This window comes from Actinopolyspora biskrensis, from assembly GCF_013408175.1.
In the GTDB taxonomy this organism is placed as follows: domain Bacteria; phylum Actinomycetota; class Actinomycetes; order Mycobacteriales; family Pseudonocardiaceae; genus Actinopolyspora; species Actinopolyspora biskrensis.
In genome coordinates this window covers 165,206-184,240 of sequence record NZ_JACBYW010000004.1, presented here as the reverse complement: position 1 = coordinate 184,240, position 19,035 = coordinate 165,206, and the positions used below count along the sequence as shown (strand labels likewise).

The following is a 19,035-nucleotide window of genomic DNA, read 5'->3' as shown; positions in this document are numbered from 1 at the left end:
GACGGCGGCTCCGCTCAGCTCTGCGAGGCGGCCATGCGCTGCTTCATGGCGTGCTGCACCAGGGTGATGAGCGTGTTCTTCGTGGACTCCTTGTCCCTGGCGTCGCAGCCGAGGATCGGGACGGAGTCGTCGATGGTCAGCGCCTCGCGGACGTCCTCCAGGCGGTGGTGCATCACCCCGTCGAAGGTGTTCACCGCCACCACGTAGGGAAGCTGCCGGTCGTCGAAGAAGTCGATCGAGGCGAAGGCGTCCGCGAGCCTGCGCGTGTCGACGAGCACCACGGCGCCGATCGCTCCCCGCACCAGGTCGTCCCACATGAACCAGAACCTGTGCTGGCCAGGGGTCCCGAACAGGTAGAGGATCAGTTCGGAGTCCAGGGAGACCCTGCCGAAGTCCATGGCGACCGTCGTGGTCACCTTACCCGGGGTCGCGGTGAGGTCGTCGACGCCGACGCTGGCCTCGGTCATGACCGCTTCGGTCGTCAGCGGAAGGATCTCGGAGACCGAACCGACGAGCGTAGTCTTGCCGACCCCGAAGCCACCGGCGACCACGATCTTCGTCGAAGTCTTGCCCGCACCGTCACCGGCCGCCGCGCGGGGATCAGAGCTTGCGAAGCCCACTGAGCACCCTTTCCAAGAACTCCATGGAAGGCCGGTCGCCCACGACCATTCCACTCTCGTGAATCTCGACCAGGCCGAGTCCGGCCATGTCGCCGATCAGCACCCGCACCACACCCAGCGGCAACCGCAGGTGGGCCGAGATCTCGGCGATCGAGCGCGCATCGGTACACAGATTGCAGATCGACCGGTGCTCGGGACTGGCCTGAGCACTCTGGGTACGCCCCCGCTCACTGGTCGAGACCAGTGTTTCGATCGCGAGGTCGTACTCGGTCCGGGTACGACCGCGCGTGCGGGCGTACGGCCGCATCAGCGAACCCGCTTCCTCCGAGTCGCCCTCCGGGGACGCACCTTCCTGTCCCGGGATGGACGGCATGGAGGAGGACAGCGACGGCATCGACTGGGACAGCGGTGACATCGGCTGCGAGATGGACGGCATCGAGACGGGCCCGCCGTCCGCTCCCCCGCGGTCCGCCCCCGGCCGGTCGGGTCCGCCGCGCTCCGGTTCCCCGCGGTCACCGGGATCGGCACCGGGGCCGGGACCGTCGCGATCGGACCCGAACAGGTCGGCTCCCGGACCGCCGAACAGTCCGCGCTGGTACTCCTCCGTACTGGCCGTGTCCCCTCCTCGGGCGGGCTGGTCGCCGGGCCCCCCGCCCCGAGGACCGCCGAGGAAGTCGTCCTGCCAGTCGTCGGCTCCTGTGCGTTGACCGTAAAGACGGAACAGGTCACCGTCCCAGTTCGGGTTGGCCCCCTCGCTCATAATGAGCTCCCAACGTCAGCCGAGGCTGATCTCATCGACCCATACCCTGCAACTGAGCACGCAGCTCCGGGGTGAGCTGGCGCCCGACCCGTTCGACGAGCAGGGTCATCTCGTAGGCGACCAAGCCGATGTCGGCATTGGGTGCTGCCAACACGGCAAGGCAAGAACCGTCACTGATCGACATCAGGAACAGGTAGCCCTGCTCCATCTCGACGACGGTCTGGGTGACGTCGCCGGCCTCGAAGCATCGCGCCGCCCCCTGGGTAAGGCTGACCAGCCCTGATGCGACGGCCGACAACTGCTCGGCGCGGTCACGTGGCAAACCTTGGGAGCCTGCGAGCAGCAGGCCGTCCGCGGAGACCACGACCGAGTGCGCTACGCCGGGCACCCGACGCACGAAGTCGGTAATCAGCCAACTGAAACTGTTGCTGCTCATGGGTTGCTGGACGGACCCGGTCACTCCTGCTCCTCGTGACGGCTCGGAATCGAGCGGGACTGTTCGGTCGAATCCGGTTCGACCTTGGCGTGCCTACCACGCCGGACACCTTGCTGAAAGTTGGACATTCTCCCACGCACGGCGGAAGCCGACCGCGGCACGGCCGGTTTGCTCGGTGCCTGCGACTGCGGTTGTGCGGCCGATCCGGGAACCAGATGCGACTTGGGCCTGCGCTTGGGCAACCCCGCAGAGGTCTGCTCCGGTTCCTGCTCGGTCTGCTGTACGAGTGCCTCAGCAGCCTCCCAGCCCTCGTCACCGGCGCCCCAGCCGGGATCGTTTCCGGCCTGGCGCGCATCGGCGGCCCGGTTGCGCTGCTCACGTGTCGCGGCCCTGCGGCCGGAGAAGGCCTGCATGGCGTTGGCCGGACCGCTCCCGGGGACCGAGCCGCTCTCGTCACCGCCGGACGAGTGCTCGTCCGGCACCCGCGCGGTCGTTTCACCGTCCGCTGCGGACGGGTTCGGAAGAGGCGCCGCCGATCGATGCTGCTCCTCCTCCGGACGGGGTTCCGGCGGGAAGTCGTCCCCCCGGTGCGATTCGGCACTGCCGTTCGCGTGCTGGACGTCGGCGGAGCGCCCCGCTTCGTCGAGGCTTCCGGACGCCACCGGGGAGTAGCCGTCACGGTGCGACACCTCGCCCCCTTCGAAGGAGCCGTTGGCCGGACCTCCGCCCGACCAGCCGATGGCGTCGTCGACGAGCTCGGAGTCGGAGGGCAGCTCCGTGCTCCGGTCGAAGGCGGACATGCTCGTCGACGGGGCCTGGTCCTCGTCCTCCTCCCGGAACCACTGGGAGAGCACGGCCTCGTAGATGGGCAGACGTTCCGTGGGGGCGTCGTCCGCCTCGAACGTGCTGCCGGGAGGCGGACCACTTCCGAGCGGGGGCACCGCCCGTTCCTGCCGGTCCTCGGTCGGTTCCGGAAGCGGTTCGGCAGCCGCTTCGCGGGGGTCCGGCTCCTGCACCGGCCACGGCAGGTAGTCGGTCTTCTCCGTTTCGAACGGACTGTGGAACAGGTCCGCGGGCTCGCCCACGCCGGGCGGTGGTCCGCACTGCCCCTGGTAGTCCGTGGCGTCGTCCCCGACAGCGTGCTCGGCCGTCGCGTCGGAATCGGGCCAGTCCATCGCCGACCAGTCCGAGTCCGGCCACTCGCGCTCGAAGTGATCCGCTCCGCGCGCGGAGCCCTCGGTCGAGTCGCCGTGGTCCTCCCAGAGGGGGACCTCGGTGGCCCCGTAGGCCGCCCCCGAGGACAGCTGGACCGAGTAGTTCGGCGGTTCGGCGGGGGCGCGCTGCTGCTCGACGTCCTCCGCGGACTCCTCCTCGGGGAAGAGGAACTCCTCCGAGTCGCGGCGGTCGAGCTCCCGCTGCCCCGCGGCGGAGGACTCCGCGGAGTCCTGCTCCGCGTTCTCCCCGGAGGCGAAACCCTCCGCACCGGGGATGTGCTCGAGCTGGTTGCGGTCTCCGCCTGCCGTGCCGAAGGCCGCGGCGAGCCCGGAGTGGGCCCCCGTGTCGGTCGTCCCCTCCCGCGGCTGGTCACCGCGCGGGACGTCCGGCATCGGCATGGGGCCGTTCGGGGTGAGCTGCACGATCAGCTCGCCCGGCAGCCGGACCGTGGCCGTCGCACCGCCCTCGAGGTCACCGTTGTTCTCCAACTCCACCGTGACGTTGTGCCTGCGGGCGAGCTGCCCGACCACGTACAACCCCATCCGGCGGGAAACGGAGACGTCGATGTCCGGAGGACGGACCAGCCGGTCGTTGATCTCGTCGAGCTGCTCGACGTCCACGCCGACCCCGCGGTCCCTGATCTCCAGCACGAGCTCCTGCCTGCGGTAGGCGCTCCGGACGCTCACTTCGGTGTCCGGGTTGGAGTAGACGGTCGCGTTCTCCAGCAGCTCGGCGATCAGGTGGACGATGTCGTTGACCACACGTCCCTGCATGGCGAGGTCCGGGGTCTCCCCGATCGCCACTCGTGCGTACTGCTCGACCTCGGAGACCGCGGCGCCGATGACCTCGGCGAGCGGGACCGGACGTACCGTCCTGCGGGTGAGGTCGGTGCCACCGAGGATCAGCAGGTTCTCGTTGTTGCGCCGCATCCGGGTCGCGAGGTGGTCCAGCTCGAACAACTGGCTGAGCTGGTCCGGGTCCTGCTCGTCCTGCTCCAGCCGGTCGATCAGCGAGAGCTGACGCTGCACCAGCGTCTGACTGCGCCGGGCCAGGTTGACGAACAGGTCGTTCACGTTGTTCCGCAGCAGGGCCTGCTCGGAGGCCAGGCGCAGCGCCTGCGCGTGCACGGCGTCGAAGGAGCGGGCGACCCTGCCGATCTCCTCGGTGGTGTGCACCGGGATCGGATCTATGCTGCTGCGTGTCGCCAGGTCCGGGTTCTCGTCGTCGAGGATGGACTGCACGGCTTCCGGAAGCCGGTTGTCGGCCACGTTCAGCGCGGAGCGACGCAACGTGCGCAGCGGAAGCAGCAGGGACCGCGCCACGAACAGGGCGATCGCGAAGGCCAGGACCAGCACCGAGAGCACGACCACGACCGCGACGTAGGTCTGTGTCCGCGCGGCACCGGCGAGGCTGTTGGTCTTGCTCTGCAGCTGGTCGCGGAGCTGCGTCTCGACCTGGTACGTGCGGTTGACCAGCTCGGTGGAGGTGCGCATCCACTCCTGGGGATCGAGGTTCCCGACCCCTCCGCCGTCCTGTGAGCGGACCAGCGCGGTCTCCTCCAGGGTGTGTGCCTTGTCCACGGCCAGACCGGCGACCGTGTCCTCGTAGGTCTGGACCTGGCTGTTGTCGGCCCACTTGCGGAAGTCGTCCATCGCCGCGCGCAGGCCGGCATCGGCCGTGAGCAGCTGGCGCTGTCCGTTGACCCCGAACTCCCCGCTCTCCAGGGCGGCGAGCAGCCGGGCACGTTTGACCGACTCCTGCTCCTTGGCGCGCGCGATCGCGTTGGTGGCCAGGTAGAGCTGGGAGACCTCGGGGTTGTTGATCCGCGTCACGCCCTTTTCCCCGAGGCTGATCAGGTTGTCCACGGAATCGCTGTAGGCGCGCAGCGCGGCCGTGGCCGGGTAGGACGTCTCGTCGGTGACCGTGCGCAGCGCCTGTAACCGGTCCAGCCTTCCCAAGGCCTGGCGGTACGGCTCCACGATCTGGCCGCGGTTGGCCTGCTCGGCCTGCTCGACGGCGTTCCGCAGCTCCTCGACCGCGTCGTCGACGGCGCTGCGCTGCTCGACCAGCTGGCTGCGGTTGCCATTACGCCCCGCCGCGATGTGGGCCACCGTGAGATCACGCTCACGCTGCAGTTCCTGGACGACGTTGTCCGCGCTCGCGTCGAGCGTCACCTGCTGGCGGATCTTCAGCAGCTGCTGGGCCTGGTTGTAGTCGGAGACGACCTGGAACGCCCCGAAGACCAGCGCCGCCACCGTCGGCACCAGCAGCACCACGAGCAGCTTGGTGCGCAACCGCCAGTTGCGCATGCGCAGCCCGCCGGAGGGCCGATTCTCGGCGCGCTCGTCGGCCGGACCGCTGCTGCTGCTCGCAGAGGGTGTTTCCCCTAACACACCCTGATCGCTCGCGGTGGCGGTTTCCGCACCCATCATCAGTGGGTGCGAATCCGCGGACCCCCTCCCGGTCGACCGATCGGGGCCTTTGTTTCCTCCGGCCACTCGTGGCTTCCTCATTCCGACAGTTACGGGCACGTGCCGTTCCGTCGATGGACTGACGGCACCAAAACACGGGATGTGCAGCTCAGGGGATGGTCGCCACCCTGGCGTCCCGAACCCACTCCCCCGGGAATCCGGGGCTGCGCGACTCCCGCGGGCAGCCTCAGCGTACTGACGGACACCACGATCGGAAAAGTGGGGCGCTATACGTAGCGTTATTCACACTATTGCCAGTTTTCCCCCGTTAGAAGGCATCACCGGGTCAAGTGGGTACGGTGAGCAACTCCCCGCGCCGACTGTGAGATGACACACCGCACGCCGTGCCACGGCAGAGCAGCGCCCGACGGTTTCCGACAATGGTCATGCATCAGCGGTATGTGAATACCTAACTAACTAGCGTTAACTCGTCCGGGCGAAACCAGCCACACTGTTGACTCTTCGTACCGGAACCGTGAAAGTAATGAGCTGCCTCATCCCGTCGCCCAATCACCCGAAAGAGCATTGCTGACCATGGTTCGATCCGATGTGCGAGTCGGCCGGAGAAGCCGCTCGTTGTTCCGGACCGCGCTGGCCCTCGCCACCAGCCTCGGTCTCTTCCTGGTTTCCGGCTGCGGCCTGCTCAGCGGCTCGGAAGGCGAATCGAACTCGGAGTCGGGGAACACGAAGATCAACCTCGGCACCATGCCCGCCGTCGACGTGGCCCCGCTCCACCTGGCGAAGAAGAAGGGCTACTTCAAGGACGCCGGCCTCGAAGTCGACCTGACCACCATCCCCGGCGGCGCGCGCGGCATCCCCAAGATCGCCAGCGGCGAGTTGGACATCACCTTCGGCAACTGGGTCTCGTTCATCCGTGCCCAGCAGAAGGGGACGGCCGACATCAAGGCCCTCTCCGACGCCTACCAGGCCGAGGAGGGCACCTTCCTGCTGATGCACATGCCGAACGGGCCCGCGCAGGAAATCTCCGACCTCGCGGGCGAGAAGATCGCGGTCAACACCCGGGGCAACCTCAACGAACTGACGGCGCGGACCACCCTGGAGACCCACGGCGTCAACCCGGACGACGTCGAGTTCGTCACGATGGACTTCCCCGACATGCCCACCGCACTGCGCAACGGCGACGTCGCGGCGGCCTCGGTGATCGAGCCCTTCATCTCGCGAGCCAACCAGCTGGGCGCCCAAACCCTGGTGGACCAGACCTCGGGGCCGACCGCAAACATGCCCATCGCGGGCTACGCGGCCACCAACGAGTGGGTGCAGAACCACGAGGAAGCCGCTGCCGACTTCCAACGGGTGATGTCCAGGGCACAGGCGGAAGCCAACGACAACCGCAGCCAGGTCGAGGAACTCCTGCCGGGGTACACCGAGATCGAGCCGAAGACCGCCTCGCTGGTGACCATCGGCTCCTACCCCTCCACCCTCGAGGCCAGCAGGCTCAAGAGCGTGGTCAGCCTCATGCAGAACAACGGGGAACTGCCGTCGGAGGAGTTCGACGTCGAGTCGATGCTCTTCCACGCCCCCGACGACGAGCAGCAGTGAACTCGGCCCTGCCGGGTTTCTCCGGCTCGGTCGTCGCAGGTGGTCGCTTGGCGGCGCCGGTGGGCAGGGTGGTGTTCTCCGGCGCCGCCCACCGGCGCCGGAGAACCACGCCGGTCCCCGGCACGACAGGCCAGCCCCAATCAGCCAAACGAACGGGCCAGCCGTTCAGACGATTCAGGAAACGATGCGCAACGCCGTCCGCGCACTGATCGGGGTCGCCGTCTTTCTCGTGCTCTGCGAGATCGTGGGCCGCTCCGGTCTCGCCCCGCAGCGGTACCTCCCACCGCCCTCGATCGTGCTGACCGAACTGGCCGAGCTGCTCGGTGAGCGCGACTTCCTGCTCGATGTGGTCGCCACCGTGCTCGCCTGGCTGATCGCCCTGGGAATCTGCGCTCTGGTGGCCGTTCCCGCGGGACTGCTGCTCGGCAGCGTTCCGCTGCTGCGGACGGCGACGACCTCCCTCATCGAGTTCCTGCGCCCCGTCCCCTCGGTGGCACTGATCCCCCTCGTCGTCGTGGTCTCGGCGGGAAGCCCGTCCGGGAAGATCTTCCTCGCCTGCTACGCCGCCGTCTGGCCGCTGCTGTTCAACACGATCTACTCCACGGGCCAACTCGACGAGCAGCTGCTCGAATCGGCGCGGGCCTTCCGCATCTCGCGCGTCCAGCGAATCCTCCGGATCAAGCTTCCCCACGTGGTCCCGTTCGTGTTCACCGGACTGCGGCTGGCCGCCAGCACCGCGCTGATCGTGCTGATCAGCGTGGAGATGCTGAACCCCGGCAGCGGAGGCATCGGGAGCTTCATCTACGTGGCCGGCAGCGGAGCGGGCCGCATGGACCAGGTCCTGGCCGGAACCCTGCTCGCGGGTGTGCTCGGCTACCTGGTCAACGCGGGGATGTCCGGGGCACAACGCAAGTGGATCACCTGGGCTCCTTCGGGAGGGACGACATGAGCGGCGCCGCGAGCTCGCCGAACGCACGCCCGCACCACCGCGTGACGGGGGTGGTGTCCCAGCTGGGCGTGCTCCTCGGGGCCGTGCTGCTGTGGCAGCTGGCCACGGCGGGCGGCGACAGCCCGTTCTTCCCCACTCCGGTGCGCATAGTCACGGAGATGTGGCGAATGTGGTTCAGCGGCGGGATCGGAACGCTGTTCCTGACCGAGGCGGCCTTCGACGACGTGCTGCCCAGCGTGGGCAGACTGCTCCTCGGATGGACGCTGGCCGGAGTGGTCGGAGTGGGTCTCGGACTGCTGCTGGGGCGCTCCGGCAACGCGCTGGCCTACATCGGTCCGCTGCTGTCCTTCGCGCGCTCCATCCCGCCGCCCGCGCTGCTCCCGGTCTTCATGGTGCTGTTCAGCATCGGCTTCAAGCTGCAGCTGGTGACGATCGTGTTCGGCTGCCTCTGGCCGATCCTGCTCAACAGCGCCGACGGGGCCCGCTCCGTGGACCCGGTCAAAACGGAGACGGCCCGCGCCTTCGGGATCTCGCGCGCTTCCTGGATCGGCTCGGTCGTGCTTCCGGGGGCGTTGCCCAAGATCTTCGCGGGCCTGCGGATCAGCCTCTCACTCGCCCTGATCATGATGGTGATCTCCGAGCTCGTCGGCGCCAGCGACGGTCTCGGGCACGCCATGATGCTCGCGCGCGACCAATTCGACTACGCACAACTCTGGAGCGGGATCGTGTTGCTCGGCCTCCTCGGTTACCTGCTGAACACAGTCCTGTCCGTCGTGGAGCGGCGTGTCCTGGAGGCGGTGCCGCAATGACGGGAACGCGGAACGAACCGACGACGGACGGGAGCGGAGGAACCGTGCCCAGCATGCTGGAAGTCTCCGACCTGGAGCACACCTACACGGGACAACAGGAGCACACCGCCATCGGCGGAGTGACCTTCGACGTCAGGGCCGGGCAGCTGACCTGCATCGTCGGCCCGTCCGGATGCGGCAAGTCCACGCTGCTGCGCTGCCTCGCCTCCCTCATCCGGCCGAGCGGCGGCGAGGTGCGGATGCACGGCGAACCCGTGCGCGGGGTTCCCGAGGACCTGGCCGTGGTCTTCCAGGACTACGGTCGTTCGCTGTTCCCGTGGATGAGCGTGCGCGGAAACGTCGAATTCCCGCTGCGTTCCGGGAACGTCCCCAAGGAGCGGCGACGCGAGCGGGTGCGGCAGACCCTGGAGTGGGTGGGACTGTCCGGAGCGGAGCGCAAGTACCCGTGGCAGCTTTCCGGGGGGATGCAGCAGCGGGTGGCCATCGCACGGGCGTTGGCCTGCCGCCCCGCGCTGCTGCTCATGGACGAACCGTTCGCCTCCGTCGACGCGCAGACCCGTTTCGAGCTGGAGGACCTGCTGCTGCGGGTCCGCGCGGAGCAGGACACCACGATACTGCTGGTCACCCACGACATCGACGAGAGCGTCTACCTCGGGGACCGGGTGCTCGTGCTGTCCGAGACGCCCGCGACCGTAGTCGCCGATCTGCCGGTCGATCTCGGCAACGAGCGCGACCAGATCGGCACCCGCGAGTCGGAGACCTTCGTGCACCTGCGCGGTGAGATCGCCCGCATGCTGCGCGGCGGCGGAGGCCACGAGAGGCCGGGCGGAACCGGAACCACCGCGCGGGACACCGGCTCGGAAACCGAGTCCACTTCGGAGGACGAGCGCGCCGACGCGGAGCCGGAGTCCCTCCAGGTGGAACAGGGCTCCCCCGCGCGCGAGGCCGCCGAGTGACTCCGCCCCACCCGTCCGCGGAAGCGTGCTAGATCGCGGAGATCCGTTCGGCGCACAGCGTTTCGCCCGGCTCCGGGTAGCTCATGTACCAGGTCGTCCCGACCGGACAGAGCATCTCGTCGACGCCGGAGGCGACCTTCGTGATCCGCAGGTCGGCCTCGGCGTCGACGCACCGCACCTTGGTGCGGAACTCCGTGGGCGCACCGATCCGCATGCAGTCGCCCTTCCGGACGTCCGGGATCAGGCAGTACCCGCTCCCCTCGCGGACCAGCCTGCTGTAGGCGTCGGAAGGGCACTCGAGGGGCGGGGAGGAGGTGCTGCGCACCACCTCGTAGTCCGAGTCCCGCGATCCGCAGGTGGCGGGGCGCTGCACCCCGGCCTCGATGCTGGGGTCGACGATGTTCAGGCAGGAGCCTTCCGGGCCGTCGGCACCACCGGCCTCCGAACCGAGTTCCTCACCCGTTCCGCCGCCGAAGGCCTCCTCCGCCGATTCGGTCCGCGCTCCCACCCCGACCAGGGTCGCGACCAGCGCGATCAGCACGATCGGAGCGATCACGCTGAACAGCAGCAGCGGCGATCTCGCTTTGCCCCCCAGCCGGGCGCGCGGTGACCGCGCTTCCCACGCCGCGTTGGGACCACCCCAGCTCAACCCGAAGACGTCCCACCCGGGGGTGGTCGGCCCTCCGGGGCCGCCGGGGGAGCTCTCCGCGCCGGCCCGCGCCTCGCCCGGGGGGTTCTGCTCGGGATCATTCGACGGCTGTGGTGGAAAAGTCACGCGCCCCTCTTCCGAAGATCATGCTTTCGGGTTAAATCTAACCGATGATCCGAGGGTTCTCCGCCCATCGAACACTTCCGGCGGAGCAGAAGTTGTGAAATCGAGAACCGCACCGGAGGACCTCCGGCACGAGGGCGGGGACCCGCACCGATCCCGCCACACGCGCTTCCCCTGCGGTTCTCCGGTCGACCCGACGGTCGGGGCGGGGGCACCGCCCGGGGCAGTGGCCCCGACCCGAACCGCCGGGAGGTCCCGCTCCGGCGAACCCGCCGCGATCTGGAGACGGGAGGGCCGTACTACTCCCGGGCCAATTCCGCGAAGCACAGCGTCCGCGCGGGCTCGGGGTAGGTCTGGTACATGGCCCCCGCGGCGCACTCCTCGGAATCGACCACATCGGCGAGGCCGGTCACCCGCCACCCCGCTGCCTCGTCGGCACAGTTCACCTTGGTCAGCAGCGTCGTCTCACCCTCGAGGTCGGCCACGCAGTCGCCGACCTCCACATCGGGGATCATGCAGTAGACGTCCTCGTTCACGAGCAACGCGCCGTAGGACTGCCGGGCGCACTTCCGCGAGTCCTCCCGCAGCTCGACCACGCGGAAATCCGAGCGGGCCGAACCGCATCCGGCCCGTTCGAAGTCGACGTTCTCGCCGCCCCTGGGGATGTGCACGCAGTCGCCCTCGGCGAGGTCCACCCCGCCGATGTCGGACAGCATCTCCTCGACGACCCCCATCGAGCCGGACTTCCACGCGTTCCAGCCGAACAGCGCACCGCACCCGATCAGCACCACGAGGGCGAGCGCGACCAACGAGCCGAACAGCTTCCCGCGTTTCCCGCCCCTCGGGTGGGGCTCCGACACCTCCTCCCCTTCCACCTGCCGCTCGAACCGCGGTTCCGTCTCCGTGATCTCTTCGGGAGCTCGCGCGTCCCACGCCGAGGAATCCTCCGAATCCGGTGTGTCTGGTGGAGTGCTCACGCCGTCCTCTCTGCCTTGCCTCACCCGTTCGAGTGAGCAAACTACTGGATGTCACCGGAACGCTGGACCGGTCGTGACGAGAACTGAAACGAAGCGTTGTGCCAATGGAATTTCCCGGCAGTAACACGGCCACCGGCAGGCGACGATCCCGCGGAGGCCGGACCGCCCCACCTCGTACCGGGAGCGCTCCACCGGCGCGGTGTCCACGACCTGCACCACGCGAACAGCGCCCCCGGTGGAATACTCGACGGCCGGAATCCCGTTGGTCCCCGCGGCACACGCAGCCACGAACCAGCAACAATCCAGTCCAGCCAGGAGCCAGCCCGTGACTGACGGACCACTGATAGTTCAGTCGGACAAGACGGTACTTCTCGAGGTGGACCACGCCGGGGCCGAAGAGGCGCGTACCGCGATAGCGCCGTTCGCCGAGCTCGAGCGCGCGCCGGAGCACGTGCACACCTACCGGATCACCCCCCTCGCGCTGTGGAACGCCCGCGCCGCAGGGCACGACCCCGAGCAGGTCGTGGACGCCCTGGTCAACAACTCGCGCTACCCCGTCCCGCAGCCGTTGCTGGTCGACATCGTCGAAACGATGGGCCGCTACGGCAGGCTGGAACTGACCCACGACCCCGCGCACGGCCTCGTGCTCGGCGCACGCGACCGCGCCGTGCTCGAGGAGGTCCTGCGCAGCAAGAAGATCAAACCCATGGTCGGCGAGCGCCTGGACGAGGACACGGTGGTGGTCCACCCCAGCGAGCGCGGCCGACTCAAGCAGACCCTGCTCAAACTGGGCTGGCCCGCCGAGGACCTGGCCGGGTACGTGGACGGCGAAGCCCATCCGATCTCGCTCGAACAGCGCGGGTGGCAGCTGCGCGACTACCAGCGCCAGGCCGTCGAGTCGTTCTGGGCCGGAGGCTCGGGGGTCGTGGTGCTGCCCTGCGGAGCGGGCAAGACCCTCGTCGGGGCCGCCGCCATGGCCGAGGCCGGTGCGACCACGCTGATCCTGGTCACCAACACGGTCGCGGGCAGGCAGTGGAAGCGCGAGCTCGTCGAGCGGACCTCGCTCACCGAGGACGAGATCGGCGAGTACTCGGGTGAGCAGAAACAGATCCGACCGGTGACCATAGCCACCTACCAGGTGATCACCCGCAAGTCGAAGGGCGAGTACCAGCACCTCGACCTGTTCGACTCGCGCGACTGGGGGCTGATCATCTACGACGAGGTGCACCTGCTCCCCGCGCCCGTCTTCCGCATGACCGCGGACCTGCAGTCCAGAAGGCGGCTCGGGCTGACCGCGACGCTGGTCCGCGAGGACGGGCGCGAGGGCGACGTGTTCTCCCTCATCGGCCCCAAGCGCTTCGACGCCCCCTGGAAGGACATCGAGGCACAGGGCTGGATCGCCCCCGCGGACTGCGTGGAGGTCCGGGTGACGCTGACCGAGGACGAGCGCATCGAGTACGCCACGGCCGAGGCCGAGGACCGGTACAAGCTCTGCTCCACGGCGCACACCAAGGCCTCCGTGGTGCGGGCGATCCTCGACCAGCACCCGGAGGAGCCCTCACTGGTGATCGGCGCCTACCTGGAACAGCTGCACGAGCTGGGGCAGGAGCTGGAAGCTCCGATCATCGAGGGGTCGACCAGGAACAAGGAGCGCGAGAAGCTCTACGAGGCGTTCCGGCGCGGCGAGATCAACCGGCTCGTGGTCTCCAAGGTGGCCAACTTCTCCATCGACCTCCCCGAGGCCTCGGTCGCCGTGCAGGTTTCCGGGACGTTCGGCTCCCGCCAGGAGGAGGCGCAGCGGTTGGGCAGGCTGCTGCGGCCCAAGGCCGAGGGTGGGCAGGCACACTTCTACTCGGTGGTCGCCCGGGACACGATGGACACCGACTACGCTGCCCATCGGCAACGTTTCCTCACCGAGCAGGGGTACGCCTACCGGATAGTGGACTCCGAGGACCTGCTCGGACCCGCCATTCCCGATGTGGACGCCTGACACCGCCGCGGTGCCCACGGCCGGGGGCGGACCGACCGGAACCACCGGTCGTCCCCGTGCAGCACCCGTGACGTGTTCGCGCCCACCGGACGTCGCTGGAGGCCAGGTTGAACACCGATAACAAGGAAACTCCTCCTATCGGAGGCGCCCACCGGTTCGTCGGTCTCGCGGAGAACCTGGAACGGTACGCGGGAAGGCCGTCGGAGGCGGAACCCCCGAACGTGCACGGCCCGGACCGCGGCTACGGTCTGGTCTTCTTCCACCTGGACGAGTACCACCTGACGTCCGTGATCAGCTCGGGGCTGCGCTTCCAGCCCATCGGGGCCGAGCCGGCCCAGGAACTGGCGTGCACGGTGTACCGGGAGCAGGCCGAGGCGGCCCGCTACCTGGTGGACATCTCCTCCGAGCTGCTGGTGCGCAACAGCACCCACCTCGTACCGGACCAGCTCGTCCCCAACGATCAGCCGCTGCTGGCCGGAACCGAGTTCCACGCGCTGCTCGCGGGTGGGCACCCGATGTTCCCCCCCGAGTTCACCAGGTTCACCGACCCCCAGGGGGTGGAGCAGCTGCAGGTCTTCACGCTGCTTCCGGTGACGCTCGGCGAGTTGAACTTCGCCCTCGACCGGGGGGTGTCCGCGCTGCGCAAGCAGTGGGCGCGCTTCGAGGTGGACGTGTTCGACCTGGGTAGACCCAGCGTGGCTTGAAGAATTCCCGCGGGACGGCCGGCCTGCTCGGGTCGGAGTTTTTCCCTCGGCGCCTGCGGCGCCGAGACCACCACCCGAACAACTCGCACCGTCGCGGTAGGTCCACGCCGAGTGACCACCCACGCGAACCGAGCCGAGGCTCTCGAACAGCTCGGCTGCGGGGTGTGCGGTGGGCCGTAGCCGGATGCCACGGGTGGTACGCGCGTGCCAGGATCGTGAGCATGGACTCCTACCCCGGAAAGAAGGACCTGTCCGAGCTCGATGCGGTGCGCGTCTACAGCCTGCCGATGCGCACCAGATTCCGGGGAGTGACGGTGCGCCGGGGAGTGCTGCTCAGCGGGCCTGCCGGCTGGGGGGACTTCTGCCCGTTCGAGGACTACTCGGATTCCGACTCCGTCCCGTGGCTGGGGGCCGCGCTGGAAAGCTGTTTCGACCGCTGGCCGGAGCCGGTGCGGGGGACGGTCCCGGTCAACTGCACCGTCCCCGCCGTGGACCCGCGGCGGGCCCACGAGATCGTCGCCGGTTCGGGGTGCGGCACGGCGAAGGTCAAGGTGGCCGAAGCGGGCCAACCGGCTTCCGCCGACGTGGAGCGGGTGGAGGCCGTACGCGACGCGCTCGGAGACTCCGGGGCGGTGCGGGTGGACGCCAACACCGCCTGGGACGTGGACACCGCCGTGCGGCGCATCCGGGAACTCGATCGCGCGGCGGGCGGGCTGGAGTACGTGGAGCAGCCGTGCGCGAGCATCGAGGAACTCGCCGCCGTGCGAAAGCGGGTGGACGTGCGCATCGCGGCGGACGAGTCGATCCGGCGGGCGGAGGACCCGCTGCGCGTGGCCGTCGCGGACGCGGCCGACGTGGCGGTGATCAAAGCCGCCCCGCTGGGGGGAGTGCACCGCGCCTTGCAGGTGGCCGAGGCCTGCGGCTTACCCTGCGTGGTCTCCTCCGCCGTGGAGAGCAGCGTCGGACTCGCCGCGCAGCTCGCACTCGCCGGAGCGTTGCCCCGGCTGCCGTTCGCCTGCGGGCTGGGCACGATGTCCCTGCTCGACGGCGACGTCGTCACCGACTCCCTGCTTCCCGTCGCCGGACGGATGCCCGTGCCCGAGCGGGCACCCGAGCCGGCTCCCGCGCTGGTCGCCGCCGCCACCCCGACCGCGGAGACCCAGCACCGCTGGCTGGACCGACTGCGCCGGGTGCACGAAACGATGACCGGGTGAGTGAGTTCCCCGCCCCGTTCGGTGGCCCGGTCGCCGTGCCGGTAACCGAGTGGGCCCCGCCTCCCGGCGCGGTCCCTTCTCGGCTCGCGCTCGGTTATACCGAACACCACGGAAAGCCCCTTCACTTCCTGGGCAACCACAGCGCGAGCAACGCCTGCCACAGCGAAGCCGGGGAGAGCGCGAGCCGGAACCCGCGCCGGACGGTCACCCCGCTCCGGATCCGACGATCCGTCGTCGGCGCGGAGTACCGCGACCCGATATGTCCGGTACCGGAAAATCCCGGTCGGGCGGAAGTCGACACTTCGGTGCACATTCCACGAACATTTCCTCCTCGCCCGGAGTTCACATTCCTGATCAACTCGTCCACGAATCCGGATTCGGCCGCCCCGGCCGCCGCGCTTGCCGAGCGCACCGTCCGCGGAGGCGGGAAAACCACACACGGCTCACCTGGTGTGCGATAGCCTTCGACCGCCGCACCGAGCGACATCACGACGCGTAAGGAACCGAATGCCGTCGTCACGCGTCCGAACCGGACGATTCCGTAGTCATCTAGGGGGCAACACACATGTCCGTTGCAGCGGCCGGGCGTCAAGCCATGTCCGCGGTTGCCGAGAATCAGGGGTTTTCCGGTGAATCCGCGGAAAACGCGATCGAAGGATTCACGACCGACCCGGCCGACTTCCTCTCCGCCCGGGAGCAGGGCAGCTCGGCTGGAACTCGGATCGAGCAGCGAACCGCACCGATGGGCGAGATCAGCCAGCTCGTCAACAGCAGCGTTTCCGAGCGCGGGAACGACGGGGAATGGGTCAATGTCATCTGCCCCGTGGTCATTCCCAAGCGCAACGCGCTGACCGGCATCGCACTGCCGGTGCTGGCGCTGGCCGTGATCGCCGTGCTCGGTACTGTCGCGGCGCAGGCGACCGGCGTGGGGACGGCGTGGTTCGGCCCGCACATCTGGGTGCTGCTGGCGATCGCGGCCGTCATGCTGTGGGCGCGGCGCAGCATCGTCATGGTGCCGGAGGGCTGCCATGCGATGATCACCAAGTTCAGCAAGCTGGACCGCACGGTCGGGCCGGGCCGCACAGTGCTCCTCGACCCGCGCAAGCAGGTCAGCTACGTGCTGAACACGACGCGGGAGTACCCGTTCAACGCGCCGATCAGCGAGGCGCCCACCCGGGGCGGTATCAAGGCCTCGGTCGACCTGTTCCTGCAGTTCCGCATCGAGGACCCGACGCAGTTCATGTTCGCGCTCGGCGCGGTGTCCGGCTTCTCCGACAAGCTGACCAACGCGGTCAGCGAGGTCACCCGCAGCCTGATCTACCAGCAGCGCGCCGATGACATCTACGACCTCGTCGGGGAGAGCACCCAGGAACTGCTGGACAACCTGAACGAGCAGTTCCTGCCCGCCGTCCGGCTGACCAGCGCCAACATCACCCATGCCGAGCCGAGCAGCCAGCAGTACCGGGCGGACCTCGCCGCGCCGGAGATGGTGCGGATGGCCAAGGACGCCTACACCTACGAGTACGAGCTCAGCCTGCGCAAGGAGCAGGACGAGGGCGACCTGAACAAGGAACTGGCCTCGATGAACGAGAGCCTGTCCGGCATCAAGGCCGAGATCGCCAGCTACCAGGCGCAGATGGACACCTCCCTGGAGCGGGAGACCAACCGCGCCAAGGCCCAGGCACGGCAGCGCTTCGTCGAGGCGGAGAGCACCGCCAACGCCAACGCCGCCCTGCTGGAGGCCCAGGCCCTGGACATCCGGGCGCTCAGCGCCGCGGACAACCCGGAGATCCTGGAGTACCACTACGAGAAGGAGACGCTGGACAAGCTGGAGAGTCTCGCCGAGCACCTTCCGACGCTCCTCTCGCTCGGTGACGGCGAGAACATCGACTACCTGGCCACCGCGCGGCGGATGCTCGGGGCCACTGAGGACGGTGGCGGACTCTCCGAAGCGGACGTGGCCGCCATCCAGCGGCGCGTCGAGACGATCCAGGAACGCGTGCGCGAGCGCGAGGCCGAGATCGAGCAGTTGCTGACCGCGGGCGGGCACACCGAAACCGATGCGGAACCCCCCGTCGAGCCGGCGGATCCGGAGGAGGACCGCTCCGAGACCCCGGGGTCCGGGGAACCGGCGGACACGCGGGACGTTCGAACCTCCGAGCGGCCCGAGAACGGCGCGGGCCCGATCGACGAGCAGCACCAGGCAGGTGAGCAGTGATGGCGAGCCAGGAACGCGGTTTTTCCAAGATCACCGACGCGGTCGCGTCGTGGTCGAACATCCGCCAGCTCATTCGCGGCGGCGACGAGGGCAAGCTCGTGCCGGTGGTGATCCCGAAGGACAACCGGGGGATCGGCTGGCTCGTGCTGCTGTTCGTCGCCCTCTACCTCGCCGGGACGGCCGCGTTCAGCGGCGGGCTGATCGCCACGGTCACCGGGGCCGGGGCGGCACTGGCCCTGGTGCTCGCCGTGATCGCGCTGTGGCGTGGTTCGATCGTGGAGATCGAGCAGGGCACCACCGGCATCCGCAGCCGTTACGGCGCGTTCACCGGCACGCTCGACCCCGGCCGGCACTACCTGTGGTGGCCCTGGGACAAGGTGGACTTCATCGTGGACACCACCACCGAGATCCCCTACAGCGCACCGGTGGCCGCCTGTCCAACCGCCGAGGACGTGCCGCTGAAGGCCATCGAGTTCTTCCTGAAGTTCCGCATCGACAACCCGATCGACTTCGTGCGCACTATCGGCGCGGGTAACTTCGACGCGGTGCTGTCCAGCGCGGTGCAGGACGCGATCCGGCAACGCGGCAGGCAGGTGCACACCGAGGCGGCCTACGACCTGCGCGGCAGCGACGTCGAGGACATGCAGGCGACGCTGAACCGCCAGCTGAGCAAGTACGGCGTGTGGATCCTCGGCGCCAACATCCCGGACGTACAGCTTCCGGACCAGTACCAGCAGCACCTCGCCACGAGGGAGCGCGTCTCCAAGGAGCTCAGCGCCTACGAACGCGAGTGGGAGCTGACCCGCAAGCGGCGCATCGACAACCTGTCGATGGAGATCGAGCGTGCGAAGAAGACGCGTGACGCCAAGCTGGTCGAGGTGAAGGCGGCCCGCAACCAGGCGCGGCGCGACGTCGCCCGCAGGCTGGAAGAGCAGGAAACCGAGGCCCAGCGGGCTCAGTGGGAGATCGAGGCTCGCGGCAGGGCCACGCTCACCGAGGCGCAGAACGAGGCGAAGTCCCGCGAGCGGCTGGGCCGGGCCTACCGGGACAACCGCGCCGTGCTCAGCTACGAACTGGCGCAGCGCAGGCTGGAGGTCGGTGCGAAACTCGCCGAACACGCGCCGCGCCCGGTCGTCGTACGCGGCGGTGGCGGCGAGCAGTCGACGCTGTCCACGCTGCTGGTGTCCCAGCTGCTGCCGAAGATGAGCTCGGAGGCGTTCGCCAGCGGCGACGCCGCGTCCCGCTCGACCGGTTCCGGCAGTTCCCGGAGCGGGAGCAGCGTGGACGAGGCGATGCAGGCTGTCGACCGGACCGAGGAGTTCGCTCAGTCCATGATGGACAACAGGGCGGGCAACCAGTAGTGCTTCGTTGAGCCCGTTCGTTC

General features: G+C 68.9%; 15 protein-coding genes. 9 read left to right on the top strand and 6 right to left on the bottom strand.

Features of this window, described 5'->3' with window-relative positions:
* Window positions 1-14: 14 nt before the first annotated feature.
* The 4 genes from FHR84_RS11935 to FHR84_RS11920 are packed head-to-tail and all read right to left on the bottom strand — an operon-like array spanning window position 15 to window position 5,424.
* Window positions 15-620, bottom strand: a complete 606-nt coding sequence (locus tag FHR84_RS11935; protein ID WP_179535565.1) for an ATP/GTP-binding protein — start codon at window positions 618-620, stop codon at window positions 15-17.
* Entirely contained in the window at window positions 601-1,380 is a 780-nt protein-coding gene (locus FHR84_RS11930) for a DUF742 domain-containing protein (protein ID WP_179535564.1), read from the bottom strand. The genes FHR84_RS11935 and FHR84_RS11930 overlap by 20 nt, the downstream gene beginning before the upstream one ends.
* Before the next feature lie 31 nt (window positions 1,381-1,411).
* On the bottom strand, window positions 1,412-1,840 hold the full coding sequence (locus tag FHR84_RS11925; RefSeq protein WP_017973097.1) for a roadblock/LC7 domain-containing protein: 429 nt from the start codon (window positions 1,838-1,840) through the stop codon (window positions 1,412-1,414).
* The gene (locus FHR84_RS11920) at window positions 1,837-5,424 is read right to left on the bottom strand and encodes a nitrate- and nitrite sensing domain-containing protein (protein WP_179535563.1); all 3,588 of its coding nucleotides are present in this window, start codon (window positions 5,422-5,424) and stop codon (window positions 1,837-1,839) included. The genes FHR84_RS11925 and FHR84_RS11920 overlap by 4 nt, the downstream gene beginning before the upstream one ends.
* Window positions 5,425-6,036: 612 nt before the next feature.
* Between FHR84_RS11920 and FHR84_RS11915 the strand changes: the two genes are divergently transcribed.
* From FHR84_RS11915 to FHR84_RS11900, 4 genes are all read left to right on the top strand, one after another.
* Window positions 6,037-7,062, top strand: coding sequence for an ABC transporter substrate-binding protein (locus tag FHR84_RS11915; protein WP_246300497.1), 1,026 nt, complete (start codon window positions 6,037-6,039; stop codon window positions 7,060-7,062).
* A 184-nt stretch (window positions 7,063-7,246) separates the two neighbouring features.
* Entirely contained in the window at window positions 7,247-8,011 is a 765-nt protein-coding gene (locus FHR84_RS11910) for an ABC transporter permease (protein ID WP_179535562.1), read from the top strand.
* Complete coding sequence (locus FHR84_RS11905) at window positions 8,008-8,820, top strand: ABC transporter permease (RefSeq protein WP_179535561.1); 813 nt, start codon at window positions 8,008-8,010, stop codon at window positions 8,818-8,820. Before FHR84_RS11910 ends, FHR84_RS11905 begins: the two co-directional genes overlap by 4 nt.
* Window positions 8,821-8,864: 44 nt before the next feature.
* Window positions 8,865-9,776, top strand: coding sequence for an ATP-binding cassette domain-containing protein (locus tag FHR84_RS11900; RefSeq protein ID WP_179535560.1), 912 nt, complete (start codon window positions 8,865-8,867; stop codon window positions 9,774-9,776).
* Between the two features lie 28 nt (window positions 9,777-9,804).
* On the opposite strand, the gene FHR84_RS11895 is transcribed toward FHR84_RS11900, so the two are convergent.
* Window positions 9,805-10,551: a hypothetical protein gene (locus tag FHR84_RS11895; protein WP_179535559.1), complete on the bottom strand. Its 747-nt coding sequence runs from the start codon at window positions 10,549-10,551 to the stop codon at window positions 9,805-9,807.
* 296 nt (window positions 10,552-10,847) lie between these two features.
* A complete protein-coding gene (locus FHR84_RS11890) occupies window positions 10,848-11,525 on the bottom strand; it encodes an LppU/SCO3897 family protein (RefSeq protein ID WP_179535558.1) in 678 nt (225 codons plus the stop codon).
* Between the two features lie 325 nt (window positions 11,526-11,850).
* Between FHR84_RS11890 and FHR84_RS11885 the strand changes: the two genes are divergently transcribed.
* The 5 genes from FHR84_RS11885 to FHR84_RS11865 all read left to right on the top strand — a co-directional run bounded on the left by FHR84_RS11885 (window position 11,851) and on the right by FHR84_RS11865 (window position 19,012).
* Window positions 11,851-13,515 carry a DNA repair helicase XPB gene (locus tag FHR84_RS11885; protein WP_179535557.1) on the top strand — a complete coding sequence of 555 codons (1,665 nt, stop codon included), beginning with the start codon at window positions 11,851-11,853 and terminating at the stop codon, window positions 13,513-13,515.
* Window positions 13,516-13,622: 107 nt separating this feature from the next.
* A complete protein-coding gene (locus tag FHR84_RS11880; RefSeq protein ID WP_179535556.1) occupies window positions 13,623-14,219 on the top strand; it encodes a suppressor of fused domain protein in 597 nt (198 codons plus the stop codon).
* A 221-nt stretch (window positions 14,220-14,440) separates the two neighbouring features.
* On the top strand, window positions 14,441-15,433 hold the full coding sequence (locus FHR84_RS11875) for an o-succinylbenzoate synthase (protein WP_179535555.1): 993 nt from the start codon (window positions 14,441-14,443) through the stop codon (window positions 15,431-15,433).
* A 565-nt stretch (window positions 15,434-15,998) separates the two neighbouring features.
* Complete coding sequence (locus tag FHR84_RS11870; protein ID WP_246300495.1) at window positions 15,999-17,651, top strand: SPFH domain-containing protein; 1,653 nt, start codon at window positions 15,999-16,001, stop codon at window positions 17,649-17,651.
* Entirely contained in the window at window positions 17,651-19,012 is a 1,362-nt protein-coding gene (locus FHR84_RS11865; protein ID WP_179535554.1) for an SPFH domain-containing protein, read from the top strand. The genes FHR84_RS11870 and FHR84_RS11865 overlap by 1 nt, the downstream gene beginning before the upstream one ends.
* Window positions 19,013-19,035 lie beyond the last annotated feature (23 nt).

Bases quoted from the DNA above. Each gene is read 5' to 3' on its own strand.
- FHR84_RS11915 (WP_246300497.1), top strand. From the start codon at position 6,037: ATGGTTCGATCCGATGTGCGAGTCGGCCGGAGAAGCCGCTCGTTGTTC.
- FHR84_RS11870 (WP_246300495.1), top strand. From the start codon at position 15,999: ATGTCCGTTGCAGCGGCCGGGCGTCAAGCCATGTCCGCGGTTGCCGAG.
- FHR84_RS11875 (WP_179535555.1), top strand. From the start codon at position 14,441: ATGGACTCCTACCCCGGAAAGAAGGACCTGTCCGAGCTCGATGCGGTG.
- FHR84_RS11910 (WP_179535562.1), top strand. From the start codon at position 7,247: ATGCGCAACGCCGTCCGCGCACTGATCGGGGTCGCCGTCTTTCTCGTG.
- FHR84_RS11905 (WP_179535561.1), top strand. From the start codon at position 8,008: ATGAGCGGCGCCGCGAGCTCGCCGAACGCACGCCCGCACCACCGCGTG.
- FHR84_RS11930 (WP_179535564.1), bottom strand. From the start codon at position 1,380: ATGAGCGAGGGGGCCAACCCGAACTGGGACGGTGACCTGTTCCGTCTT.
- FHR84_RS11865 (WP_179535554.1), top strand. From the start codon at position 17,651: ATGGCGAGCCAGGAACGCGGTTTTTCCAAGATCACCGACGCGGTCGCG.